The sequence below is a fragment of the Proteus sp. G2675 genome (assembly GCF_963886535.1).
GTDB lineage: Bacteria > Pseudomonadota > Gammaproteobacteria > Enterobacterales > Enterobacteriaceae > Proteus > Proteus mirabilis.
This window is the reverse complement of sequence record NZ_CAWPCB010000038.1, coordinates 137,657-150,454: the sequence shown is the minus strand read 5'-3', so window position 1 is coordinate 150,454 and position 12,798 is coordinate 137,657. Positions and strand designations below refer to the sequence as shown.

The window sequence follows — 12,798 nt, the reverse complement described above, 5'->3', positions numbered from 1 at the left end:
TATTATGAATATTGCTTTCGTTGTTACATCTCTTTCAAATAAGGGTCCAATTATAGTTATTAAAGATATAATAGAACATTTACCTATAGATTGGAATATCACAATTTATTTCTTTGATGATATCTTAGAAGTAAAATTCTCAAAAAAAATAAAACTAGTAAAGGTCACTAACTTCTATTCAAAAGTTAATTTATCCAGATATGATATTGTGCATTCGCATTTGTTGCGAGCGGATATATTCTGTTTTCTTAATCGAAAAACTATAAACAAACATTTATCGACTATGCATGCAGATATAATAAAAGATCTTCAAATTTCTCATGGATATTTATTAGGGGGAATAGTAGGTTCGATTTGGAGTTATATATTAAAACATTCAGATCATGTTGTTTTTTTGACCAACTTACAAAAAAAAACATATAGTCATATTAAAAAATGTTCAATTATATATAATGGTAGACCTGTTATTAAAAATAATATCAATATGGATAATTACCTCTCTCAAATAAAATCTAAACATTGTAATTATATATTACTTGGAGCATGTGCAAATGTAGTCAAAAGAAAGGGTTTTGACCAAATAATGACTCTAATGAGTAGAAATGATGGTAAACAATACTTATTTGCATTAGTTGGTAATGGTCCTGAATTAGATAATTTAAAGCAATATGCTATTGATTTAAAGATACAATCACGATGTATTTTTATTGATAAGACATTAGATGTACAGAAATATTTAATGTTATTTGATATTTTTATTATGACTTCTCATTCAGAAGGTATGCCTTTAGCATTATTAGAAGCAGCTGCATGTGGACTACCGATTGTATGCTCTTCTTTACCTGTAATACAAGAAATATTTAATTCCGATGAAGTTTCTTTTTATGAATGCAACAACATAGACTCTCTATCTGAGGCTATAAATTATGCTATAGATAACTCATTATTATTGTCAAGCAATGTTAAAAGAAAATTTTTAGAAAAATATACAGACAACATAATGTCTAAAAAATATCAAGATTTATATATTTCTCTACTTAAAGAAAATTAATATTAGAATAAAGTTATTTGTAAGTATATTATATATTAATTTTTTAATCTTGTCTGCAAAAACTACTTAGGTTAGGTATTTAAAAATGTCTATTTATATTTCAGTCATATCTCATGGACATTCTGATTTAATTAATAAACTATCATGCTTAGAAAATTTAAGCAAACATTACAACATAATAATAAAAAGTAATAAATTCGGTGATGACTTTTCAAAACTAGAGGAAAATATAAATATTCACTGGATTAATAATCAATATAATTGTGGATTTGGAAAGAACAATAATATTGTTTACTCATATTGTGTCAAAAATTTAAAGATGGTAGAAGATGATTATTTTATTATATTAAATCCTGATGTAATAGTTAATTACAATGCTATAAATGCATTAATCGAAGAGATGATCAGGGATAAAGTTCTAATAGCTACAATTAATTTGTTTAAAGATAAAAAAAATAGTATTTATGATTGTTCTATAAGAATGTTCCCATCTTTAAAACATTTTATTAAATCTTTTTTAGGGCTAGGTAATTCTTCTATTGTTGATAAAAGTAAAATAATTGAACCTTGCCATATTGATTGGGCGGCGGGTTCTTTTCTTGCAATCCAATCTTGTCATTATCTTAAACTAGGTGGATTTGATGAGAAATATTTTATGTACTGTGAAGATATTGATATTTGTTATAGAAGCTTTTTAATGAACATACCTGTTAAATATTACCCTGCTATTCATGCAATACACTTAGCTAAACATGCCAATAGAAAAATTTTTTCAAAACATTTCTATTGGCATTTTTCTAGTGCTATTCGATTTTTATTGACAAAAAAAAATCTAACAAAAATGAAATCAAGTATTTAATAATACTTAATGACAGAATGAAAAAATATTAACTTAATCCGGCTCTAATAAAATTTTTATAGATAGATACTCTAAATAAATTTTAATGATAATTTATAGTTTTAGATAAGAGAAAAACATGAAAATCACCATCTCAGGAACCGGCTATGTCGGTCTATCTAACGGGATACTCCTTTCCCAGCACAACAAAGTTGTTGCATTAGATATCAATAAAGAAAAAGTCGAACTATTAAACCAAAAAATCTCTCCTATCTCTGATAAAGAAATTGAAGAATTTTTAGCCACTAAAAAGCTCGATTTTACGGCAACTTTAGATAAAGAATTCGCTTATAAAGATGCTGAATTCGTTATCATTGCCACTCCTACCGATTATGATCCTAAAACTAACTACTTTAACACCTCTTCTGTAGAGTCGGTTATACGTGATGTTTTAGAATATAATCCAAACACCACTATGATTATAAAATCAACCATTCCGGTTGGTTTTACTAAACAGATGAGAGAGAAATATCATACCAATAATATTATCTTCTCTCCTGAGTTCTTACGTGAAGGCCGCGCCCTTTACGATAATCTCTATCCATCTCGTATTGTGATTGGTGAGCAATCTACAAGAGCAGAGAAATTTGCTGAGCTTTTACAACAAGGGGCATTAAAAAAAGATATTGATGTTCTTTTTACTGACTCTACAGAAGCAGAAGCAATCAAACTATTTGCCAATACTTATCTCGCACTGCGTGTTGCTTATTTTAATGAACTCGATAGCTACGCCCAAGCTTACGGCTTAAACGCAAGACAAATTATTGAAGGTGTCTGTTTAGATCCGCGTATTGGTAATCACTATAACAACCCATCATTTGGTTATGGCGGTTACTGCTTACCAAAAGATACGAAACAACTGTTAGCAAATTACGAATCCGTGCCTAATAATATTATTGGTGCCATTGTGGAAGCTAACCGCACTCGTAAAGACTTTATTGCTGATTCTATTATCGCTAAATCGCCGAAAATTGTTGGTGTTTATCGTTTAATTATGAAATCAGGCTCTGATAATTTCCGCTCATCTTCAATCCAAGGTATTATGAAGCGTATTAAAGCGAAAGGGATTGAAGTGGTGATTTATGAGCCAGAAATGAAAGAAGAGACTTTCTTTAACTCAAAACTCATTCGTGATTTAGATGCGTTTAAAGCCATGTCTGATGTCATTATTACTAATAGAATGTCTTCTGCACTAAACGATGTTGAAGAAAAAGTTTATACTCGTGATCTCTTTGGTAACGATTAAAACTAATTTATATGCTCAATATCGTCTTATTTGAACCCGAAATTCCACCGAATACGGGTAATATTATTCGCCTGTGTGCCAACACAGGCTTTCATCTTCATTTGATCCAACCATTGGGTTTTACTTGGGATGATAAACGGCTACGTCGTGCAGGGCTTGATTATCGTGAGTTTGCTGATATCAAACAGCACCACGATTATTATGCTTTTTTAGAAAGTGAAGGATTAAGCCCTGATAATGTACAATCACCGACAGGTGCGCGGTTGTTTGCATTAACCACTAAAGGTACTCCCGCCCATAGTAATGTAAGTTATCAAGATGGGGATTATCTGCTATTTGGCCCTGAGACACGAGGTTTACCACCTTATGTGTTGGATAATATGCCAACACAACAAAAAATCCGTGTGCCAATGTTAGCGGATAGTCGTAGTATGAATCTTTCTAATACGGTTGCTGTGGTTGTTTTTGAGGCATGGCGCCAATTAGGCTATCCGGGTGCGTTATTAAGAGATTAATTTAGTGGTTAGTTTGAATAATGAAAGTTACTTTCATTCATACTCATTACTTGATTTTATCTTTATCTATAAGCTAAAAAAGGTGCTAATAATTATTTAGCACCTTTCTCATAAGCCTTTGTTCTGCATTTATACCTGCCTGATATCCGCAATCACTTTCGTGATATACCGACACCTTTCCCCCACATCCTTTAATACTAATGCATGGGCGCCAATAATCGCATTATCACCAATATTAATCTCACCACCAATAATGGATGAATTACAGCCAATATAAACATGATCTCCTACTTGGATATTGGCTTTTCCCCCTTTCTCTTTTACGCCAATAGTCACCCCTTGCATAATAGTGACATATTCCCCCAGTTGGCAGTAATTAGTCAGTACAATGCCAATCGGGTGTGGTAAAGAAAGGCCTTTACCAATACGGGTTTTTAACGAGATATCATTACAGTACTTACGATTATTGCTAGCACCGATCCGAATACCTAATTTATGTAAAAAGCGATGGGGAGAGAAATAAAAATACTGTGCTACCCGCCACCAAAATAGGTAACGGGAACGCTGGCAGAAAAATACTCGATGAAATAGTCTTAACCAACTAAAGGGTTTTTTATCACCAATATATTCAGCCTGTAAGCACTCTTTTAGTTCAGCAAGGGTAACCTTAGCTTGGGAATGCATAGTTAAATACCATCACCACATTCAAAGCCGGGTACAACACCATTAAAGTGTTGATCCATATCGAATGACGGTTTTTCACTATCAGGACGACCGACAATGCGGGCAGGCACCCCGGCCACCGTAGTATGAGCCGGTACTTCATGTAATACTACCGAGCCAGCACCAATTTTAGCACCACGACCAATCTCGATATTACCAAGAATTTTAGCTCCTGCGCCAATCATTACCCCTTCACGCACTTTCGGGTGACGATCGCCTCCTGTTTTACCTGTTCCCCCTAAGGTCACAGATTGTAAAATGGAGACATCATTTTCAACCACCGCCGTTTCACCAATCACAATACCTGTCGCATGGTCGAGCATAATACCGTGTCCAATACGTGCCGCTGGGTGGATATCCACCCCAAAGGTGACTGATATTTGGTTTTGTAGATAAATAGCTAGCGCTTGGCGATTTTGTTGCCATAGCCAATGGGCAATACGGTAGGCTTGTAGTGCATGAAACCCTTTTAAATAGAGCAGTGGGGTAGAATATTTATCCACCGCGGGATCACGTAGGCGTACCGCGGAGAGATCACAAGCAGCCGACTCAATCATTGAGCTATCGTGACTATAAGCCTCTTCAACGATTTCGCGTACTGCAATGGCTGGCATAGTCTGAGTTGCCAGCTTATTGGCCAGCATATAGCTTAATGCACTACCTAAATTTTCGTGTTTGAGAAGTGTCGCATGAAAGAAACTGGCTAAAATTGGCTCACAATCTGCCAATGCACGCGCTTCGCTTTTAATATGATCCCAGACTCTTGTTAGTTCTTCTAGCGACATACTCACTCTCATTTTTTACACGAAAGCCTAAGTAAATACTTAGGCTTTGAATTTTCAAACAAATGGATAGTTAAAACAGATACCCTAAGAATATTATTTAAAATAAACTGACTACAGGCTGCTGTCTATCTCATCTTTGGTTGCTCGCCCTAATAAAGCCAATGCAGCCTCTTTTACATCTTTATGTTGATATAAAATTTGGTAGATCTGTTCGGTGATTGGCATTTCTACACCCACTTGTTCGGCTAATGCGCGAACTTCTTTGGTGTTACGATAACCTTCGACTACCTGGCCAATTTTCTCTTGGGCTGTATCAACATCTAAACCTTGACCTAGCATCATACCAAAGCGACGATTGCGTGATTGGTTGTCAGTACAGGTTAAAACTAAATCACCCAAACCAGCCATGCCCATAAAAGTTGCCGCATCTGCACCTAAGGCTTTACCTAAGCGGCTCATTTCGGCCAGACCACGGGTAATCAGTGCGGTACGCGCATTAGCGCCAAATCCCATACCATCAGACATACCCGCACCAATAGCAATCACGTTTTTAACAGCGCCCCCCAGTTGCACACCGATAAAATCAGGGTTTTTATAGACTCGGAAGCTTTTACCACAATGAAATAGCTGTTGTAACTGTTCTAAAAAGAGATTATCCGTCGAGGCCACTGCAATCGCGGTGGGTAAACCCGCTGCAAGCTCTTTAGCAAAAGTAGGGCCAGATAATACTGCGAGCGGGATTTCATTACCTAATACTTCACGGGCAACATCTTGTAATAAGCGACCAGTATGTGCTTCAAGACCTTTTGTCGCCCAAACAACACGTGCATCCTGACGTAAAAAGGGTTTGATTTGTTGCAGTACTTCACCAAACACATGGCTTGGGATCACCACAAGAATATTACGGCTCGCTTCAATCGCTTTTTGCAAAGAAGCTTCCATATATAAACTATCAGGAAAGGAAACATCGGGCAGAAAGGCTTGATTACAGCGCGCTTGTTCTAATGCCGCAACGTGCTTGGGATCATGCCCCCACAGCACAACATCGTGCCCATTACGCGCTAAGGTAATCGCTAAAGCGGTGCCGTATGAACCGGCACCGATAACTGTCATAGAAGCGTTCATTAAGCTTCTTCAACTCCTGAGTTTGCTGCATCCTGTTGCTGTTGTTGCTGTAAGTAGTTCATAAACAACGCATCAAAGTTAACAGGTGCTAAGTTTAATTGTGGGAAAGTACCACGACCTACTAAGTTGGTGATACATTCACGTGCATAAGGGAATAATACGTTCGGGCAGTATGCACCTAAGCAATGTGCTAATTGTGTACCTTCGATACCTTCAACAGTAAAGATACCTGCTTGTTGTACTTCACACAGGAAAGCGGTTTCTTCTTCCATTGTTGCCGTAACAGTGACACGTAAGATAACTTCATATACATTTTCAGCTAGCGTATTAGAAGAAGTATCTAAATCTAATTTAACTTCTGGTTGCCACTCTTTTTGGAAAACTTGTGGGGCATTTGGCGCTTCGAAAGAGATATCTTTTGTGTAGATACGTTGAATTTGAAAAGTCATCTCTTGGTTTTGCTGTTCTGACATAATAATCTTACCTTTTTATATCCTTATTAAATTGAATAGCAGTAAGTATAGAACTCAATCTGCCCGCTCGTTACTTTTTACCTTTTGCCAGTGGTAAATTCTCACCACTCCAACCTGAAAGACCATCTTTTAAAATAAAGACTTTTTCAAAACCTAATTTGATAAGGCTTTCAGCAGGTTTTGCACCCTCAATACCTGATGGTGATACCACAATCACCGGCTGTGATTTATATTTCTCCAGCTCAGCAATATTGTTACTTTTGATCTCAGAAGGCGTTAAATTGATAGAATCGATGATGTGTCCTTTACGGAACTCATCACGGCTACGGATATCAACACAAACCGCATTCTCTTTGTTTATCAAAGAAATCGCTTCTGTACGGGAAATATTTTTCGTTTTAGAAAAAAGGCCTTTAAAGGTCAATACAATGACCGCCACCAGCAGCGCAATCCAGATAAAACTTAACAGGGTGTGCCGGCTAAAAAATTGCATTACTTCTTGCAGCATAGGATGCAATCACTCTCGTTAGTTAAAAATAGTATTAAAGAGCCAAAGTATACCTTTGTCATGGCGCAATTACAGCCTATTCCTTCGTTTCTCTTTCAGTTTTTGCGGAAAGTTTCTCAACAATCATTTTTTTTATTGACGGATTTATGTACCATTAGCGCCGAAAAATCCTGTAAAACAGCGTTTAAAAGAGTCTCTCTTTTCACTTTACCGGATCTCTCTTCAGGTAAGCTATTAAGAAATCAGCATTCATCATCAAAGCCTGTGACAAAAATAGTCACTCGTACGTAGAATTTCACACCTGTCTGAGATACAACCACTATTTGTTATTTATTAAAAGTATTGAGAACACGAGCATGTCGCAAACAAATCAAGTGCCTAAAATTGGATTCGTTTCTTTAGGTTGTCCTAAAAATTTAGTGGACTCTGAACGTATCCTCACCGAACTGCGTACAGAAGGTTATCAAGTTGTTCCTACCTATGATGATGCTGATTTAGTCATCGTCAATACCTGTGGCTTTATTGATAGAGCAGTACAAGAATCTCTTGAAGCCATTGGCGAAGCACTCGATGAAAACGGTAAAGTTATCGTCACCGGTTGTTTAGGTGCCAAAGAAAATCAAATCCGTGAAGTTCACCCAAAAGTGCTGGAAATCACCGGCCCTCATAGTTATGAACAAGTGTTATCACATATTCATCACTATGTTCCCAAACCTTCCCATAACCCATTTACCAGCTTGGTTCCCGAGCAGGGCGTTAAATTAACCCCTCGTCATTACGCTTATCTAAAAATTTCTGAAGGTTGTAATCACCGTTGTACTTTTTGCATTATTCCTTCAATGCGAGGCGATTTAGACAGCCGCCCCATTGGGGAAGTGTTAAATGAAGCGAAAAGATTAGTCAATGCTGGGGTGAAAGAGTTACTGGTTATCTCACAAGATACTTCCGCTTATGGGGTTGATACCAAACATCAAACCGGTTTTTGGGATGGTATGCCCGTTAAAACCAGTATGGTCAGTTTATGTGAACAACTAGCAAAATTGGGGATTTGGGTACGTTTACATTATGTTTACCCTTATCCACATGTGGATGAGGTTATTCCATTAATGGCAGAAGGCAAAATTTTGCCTTATTTAGATATTCCGCTACAACACGCTAGCCCGAAAGTGCTGAAATTAATGAAGCGTCCAGGCTCTGTTGAACGTACTTTAGAGCGTGTAAAACGTTGGCGAGAAATTTGTCCTGAATTAACGTTACGTTCAACCTTTATTGTCGGTTTCCCGGGAGAAACAGAAGAAGATTTCCAAATGCTATTGGATTTCTTAACCGAAGCTCGTTTAGATCGTGTGGGTTGTTTTAAATATAGCCCCGTTGAAGGTGCGAAAGCGAATGAATTACCCGATCAAGTTCCTGAAGAGGTAAAAGAAGAGCGTTACCATCGTTTTATGCAACTACAGCAACAAATTTCCACCGAGCGTCTGCAAGAGAAAATAGGTAAAGTTTTACCGGTTATCATTGATGAAGTAGATGAAGAAGGTGCTATTGGCCGTAGTATGGCGGACGCACCGGAAATTGATGGTGCTGTTTACCTTAATGAGCAGTTTGATGTCGAGCCAGGACAGATTGTACGTGTGCTGATTGAGCATGCTGATGAATATGATCTGTGGGGTACCATCGTCGAACAATAATTTATCCTGTGTACAGCGTGATAACTATTCTATTGCGCTGTTACACATTGTGCTGCTTTTTTCCTCTTTCCGACTATTATTGCTTTATTATCATCTCTGAGTTCATTAGATTAACTGTTAGGTATTATCTGAAATTACGACTTTATTTCCTGTTAACTGGTCAGTTGATTAGCGACATGAAATAATCTTATAAACTGTTATTAAAGGTACTTTGGTCAGATGGCAGAGAAAAAGGATCTTCAGAACACAACACACCGTACTTACCGTGTATTTTCTTTACCGTTAATCACGCTACTGATTAGTACATCTCTGTTTTCTGCAACCAGCGCTTTTGCCAATACATTAACGGATAATCGTAGTCAGTTAAAAGATCTGCAAACCACCATTGCTGAAAAAGAAAAGCGCGTTCAAGAGCAACAAAAACAGCGCACGGCTTTACTTGGACAACTCAAATCACAAGAGACACAAATCGCTAATGCCAGCCGCTCTGTGCATGAGACGCAAAACCGCTTACAAACCTTAGCTAAAGAGATCAAAACCATCACAGCAAATATTGCCCGATTGCAAAAGCAATATAACGAGCAACAAGCACTGCTAGCACGCCAACTCGATGCGGCTTACCGACAAGGGAAACATCAAGGTATTGAGTTACTGTTTCGCGGTGAAGAAGGTCAGCGAGAAGAGCGGATCTTAGCCTATTACAGTTATATAAATGAAGCGCGTAAACAGTCAATGGAGCAATTGGCGCAAACTTCCAAAGAGCTACAGGCAGAAAAAGACGCCCAACAAGCGAAACAGAGCGAGCAAAAGCAGGTACTCACCAAACAGCAACAAGAGAAACAAAAACTGGATAATGCGCTAGCTGCACGTCAAAAAACATTAACGCAACTAGAATCAACCTTAAAAGAAGATCAACGCAATTTAGCCACCATGCGTGCTAATGAAGCACGCTTAAGAAATAAAATTGCTCAAGCAGAGCGTGAAGCCAAAGCGCGAGCTGAGCGTGAAGCACGGGAAGCGGCTCGTATTGCCGCCAAGCAACGTGAAGCGCAACAGCGTGGTTCGACCTATAAACCTACCGCAGAAGAACGCTCTTTAATGTCCCGTACTGGCGGATTGGGTAAACCCGCAGGTCAGGCTATTTGGCCTATTAGAGGCAGTTTATTACACCGCTTTGGTGAGTCTATTTCCGGCTCGGGTGAATTACGTTGGAAAGGAATTGTGATCCCCGCAGCACAAGGCACTGAAGTAAAAGCGATTGCGGATGGTCGGGTGCTGTTAGCCGACTGGCTACAAGGGTATGGTTTAGTGGTCGTCGTTGAGCACGGTAAAGGGGATATGAGCCTTTATGGCTATAACCAAAGTGCGTTAGTCAATGTTGGTCAGCAAGTCAAAGCTGGACAACCTATCGCCTTGGTAGGAAACAGTGGTGGACAAGAGCGTTCAGCGCTCTATTTTGAAATTAGACGCCAAGGAAAAGCAGTCAACCCAGTTCCTTGGCTTGGGAGGTAGTTTTGCATTTACTTGGCACATTACAACGAAATATCGCGCTAACACTTAGTTTAATGTTGCTAAGTTTTCTATTCAGTGCACCTGCTTTTTCGGCAAAGTTGGCTATTGTTATTGATGATTTTGGTTATCGAAAAAAAGAAGATAACCAAATCTTACAACTGCCAACAGCCGTTTCTATTGCCATATTACCCAACTCACCCCATGGTAAAGAGATGGCAACGAAAGCCCATGCCCAAGGACGAGAAATTCTTATTCATATGCCAATGGCACCCATTAGCAAACAGCCATTAGAAAAAGATACCTTAAAGCCCTCCATGGATCAGGCTGAAATTAATCGCATTATTCAAAATGCAATTAATCGTGTGCCTTATGCTGTGGGTATGAATAATCATATGGGGAGTGCGATGACATCGGATAGGCAAGCGATGGATAGAGTGATCAAAGCCCTTAATCATTCTGATCTCTATTTTCTTGATAGTGTCACTATTGGCAATACGCAAGCGGCCACGGCAGCCAAAGCGGCTGGCGTTCCTTCTTTACGCCGGCATGTATTTTTAGATAATGTGCAAACAGAAGCAGAAACCCGACAACAGCTTAATCGTGCTATTAATTTAGCGCGTAAAAATGGTTTTGCCATTGCCATTGGTCACCCCCACACTTCAACCGTAAGGGCATTACAACAGCAGTTACCACTACTACCTGCCGATATTCAGCTAGTCGCACCCAGTAGTTTGTTAACCCCTTCACCAGACAGCCCAATGGTGCAAGAGCCACCCGCTGTTATACCGCCAACAGAACAATCTAAAGAGCCAAAACCTGCAACATGGTTAAAGCCAGCACAACAAGCCATTATTTCAATGAAAAAAAGTACTCTTATGAAAGTACTTACTAAAAAATTAATGACCTTCGAACAAGATAAGCAATCCCCTTCCCAACATTTAGAAAGCAACAAAGATAAAGTCGAATAAATAAAAATATTTAGTGGAAAATATTCAGATCAAATTAGGTTACTTGAAGAAAAAGAAGATGATATTAATTTCTATTTTTTGAGAGGACTAGGCTAATTGTTTTGTTTATTATATCCCCAAAAGACAAATCCCAAGGTCTGCTAACTAAAGCTCGCCTCGGGACTCTAAGTAGATTGTTTAAGGGCGCATAACAACACAAGTTGCCAGTGGGGCCAAAAAACTGCTCTGAAAGGGATTATAGAAAAACATGGCGGAAAGTCAACAACCTTACCCATATACAGAAATAGTTAACTTAAAACAAAAAGCACAATGGATTGAAACAAGCCTATCTATTGAAAGACTGCTTCCTTATATGAGGAGCGCTGGTTATGATTACGAAAAAGCATTTCATCAATATCTATATAATGCTAGATTATCAAAATCTCTGTTGTTTCCATTACATATATTAGAAGTAACTTTACGAAATCGCATACAATGGGTACTAAAAGAAGCATTCAATCGTGATGATTGGCATGAAGATCCTAACTTTATTGATATGCTCAAACCCAAAAGCAAAGATAGCCTACAAAAAGCAAAGTCAAACGCAAAATCAAACTCTATCGACGATGTAGTCGCTAGTAGCACATTTGAGTTTTGGACATTCCTACTTCACGCTGATTACAATAAATTTTGGCGAACTAATTTCTCTAAATTTAGCGATAGTAACCTATCCCTATCTCGAGGTGAGTTTTTTGCTCTTATAAAGAAAATCAATGATTTTAGGAATCGAATCGCTCATTATGAGCCAATTTTAGACCAACCTTATCATGCACGCTATCAAGATATTTTAAAGGCTATAGGTTATATCAATAATGAAGTTCAAATTTGGGTGAAATCACATTCAACCGTTGAGTTAGTTATTGCATCGCAACCAGCACCATCTGGACAACCTAAACCCCTATTAAAAGATAAAGCGGATATCGATTTTACTATTGTCCAAAGTTCAGATGCCTTATTACCAATTCCCAAAAGCCGCTTTATCTATTGTGAAGACAAAGAGCTCATCGTAGATCTACGAGAAATTGCTCAATACTTCCTTTCCGCTGTTGATAAAGATAAAACTCTTATGATGGATCTTAGTACATTAACTATTGGTGACATCGTTACTAATAGAAGAATTAAAAAGAATATTGCTATTTTTGGTGATTCTGAAAGTTTTCTTCATGCAAAGAAAATATTTCAAAGTAAAAAAATAAAATATCTAGTTGTTACAAATTCAAATAATCTTGTTAGAGGAATAATAGAAAAACCTCATCGACAAATATAA

The 12,798-nt window shown here is 37.8% G+C and carries 14 protein-coding genes; 9 read left to right on the top strand and 5 right to left on the bottom strand.

Features of this window, described 5'->3' with window-relative positions:
- The first annotated feature begins 4 nt into the window (after positions 1–4).
- From AACQ49_RS13960 to trmL, 4 genes are all read left to right on the top strand, one after another.
- Positions 5–1,051: a glycosyltransferase family 4 protein gene (locus tag AACQ49_RS13960; RefSeq protein WP_161779116.1), complete on the top strand. Its 1,047-nt coding sequence runs from the start codon at positions 5–7 to the stop codon at positions 1,049–1,051.
- A gap of 85 nt (positions 1,052–1,136) precedes the next feature.
- Positions 1,137–1,910 carry a glycosyltransferase family 2 protein gene (locus tag AACQ49_RS13955; RefSeq protein WP_237612826.1) on the top strand — a complete coding sequence of 258 codons (774 nt, stop codon included), beginning with the start codon at positions 1,137–1,139 and terminating at the stop codon, positions 1,908–1,910.
- A 118-nt stretch (positions 1,911–2,028) separates the two neighbouring features.
- Positions 2,029–3,195 (top strand): nucleotide sugar dehydrogenase, encoded by a 1,167-nt coding sequence (locus AACQ49_RS13950; RefSeq protein ID WP_161779115.1) that lies wholly within the window; start codon positions 2,029–2,031, stop codon positions 3,193–3,195.
- Between the two features lie 11 nt (positions 3,196–3,206).
- Entirely contained in the window at positions 3,207–3,710 is a 504-nt protein-coding gene (gene trmL / locus AACQ49_RS13945) for a tRNA (uridine(34)/cytosine(34)/5-carboxymethylaminomethyluridine(34)-2'-O)-methyltransferase TrmL (protein ID WP_036908559.1), read from the top strand.
- Between the two features lie 129 nt (positions 3,711–3,839).
- Here the strand turns inward: trmL and AACQ49_RS13940 are convergent, their stop codons facing one another.
- From AACQ49_RS13940 to AACQ49_RS13920, 5 genes are all read right to left on the bottom strand, one after another.
- A complete protein-coding gene (locus AACQ49_RS13940; protein WP_161779114.1) occupies positions 3,840–4,394 on the bottom strand; it encodes a serine acetyltransferase in 555 nt (184 codons plus the stop codon).
- 2 nt (positions 4,395–4,396) lie between these two features.
- Positions 4,397–5,218 (bottom strand): serine O-acetyltransferase, encoded by an 822-nt coding sequence (gene cysE / locus AACQ49_RS13935; protein ID WP_004249921.1) that lies wholly within the window; start codon positions 5,216–5,218, stop codon positions 4,397–4,399.
- Between the two features lie 111 nt (positions 5,219–5,329).
- Entirely contained in the window at positions 5,330–6,343 is a 1,014-nt protein-coding gene (gpsA, locus tag AACQ49_RS13930; RefSeq protein WP_004246453.1) for an NAD(P)H-dependent glycerol-3-phosphate dehydrogenase, read from the bottom strand.
- A complete protein-coding gene (secB, locus tag AACQ49_RS13925) occupies positions 6,343–6,816 on the bottom strand; it encodes a protein-export chaperone SecB (RefSeq protein WP_004246454.1) in 474 nt (157 codons plus the stop codon). The genes gpsA and secB overlap by 1 nt, the downstream gene beginning before the upstream one ends.
- Before the next feature lie 70 nt (positions 6,817–6,886).
- Positions 6,887–7,324 (bottom strand): rhodanese-like domain-containing protein, encoded by a 438-nt coding sequence (locus tag AACQ49_RS13920; RefSeq protein WP_004246455.1) that lies wholly within the window; start codon positions 7,322–7,324, stop codon positions 6,887–6,889.
- A gap of 3 nt (positions 7,325–7,327) precedes the next feature.
- On the opposite strand from AACQ49_RS13920, the gene AACQ49_RS13915 reads away from it, so the two are divergent.
- The 5 genes from AACQ49_RS13915 to AACQ49_RS13895 all read left to right on the top strand — a co-directional run bounded on the left by AACQ49_RS13915 (position 7,328) and on the right by AACQ49_RS13895 (position 12,798).
- Positions 7,328–7,615: a hypothetical protein gene (locus tag AACQ49_RS13915; protein WP_071531011.1), complete on the top strand. Its 288-nt coding sequence runs from the start codon at positions 7,328–7,330 to the stop codon at positions 7,613–7,615.
- Between the two features lie 65 nt (positions 7,616–7,680).
- Positions 7,681–9,012, top strand: coding sequence for a 30S ribosomal protein S12 methylthiotransferase RimO (gene rimO, locus AACQ49_RS13910; RefSeq protein ID WP_161779113.1), 1,332 nt, complete (start codon positions 7,681–7,683; stop codon positions 9,010–9,012).
- Positions 9,013–9,231: 219 nt separating this feature from the next.
- Positions 9,232–10,524 carry a murein hydrolase activator EnvC gene (envC, locus tag AACQ49_RS13905; protein ID WP_161779112.1) on the top strand — a complete coding sequence of 431 codons (1,293 nt, stop codon included), beginning with the start codon at positions 9,232–9,234 and terminating at the stop codon, positions 10,522–10,524.
- Positions 10,525–10,526: 2 nt separating this feature from the next.
- On the top strand, positions 10,527–11,492 hold the full coding sequence (locus AACQ49_RS13900) for a divergent polysaccharide deacetylase family protein (protein WP_071425319.1): 966 nt from the start codon (positions 10,527–10,529) through the stop codon (positions 11,490–11,492).
- A gap of 247 nt (positions 11,493–11,739) precedes the next feature.
- Positions 11,740–12,798 (top strand): Abi family protein, encoded by a 1,059-nt coding sequence (locus AACQ49_RS13895; protein WP_132587683.1) that lies wholly within the window; start codon positions 11,740–11,742, stop codon positions 12,796–12,798.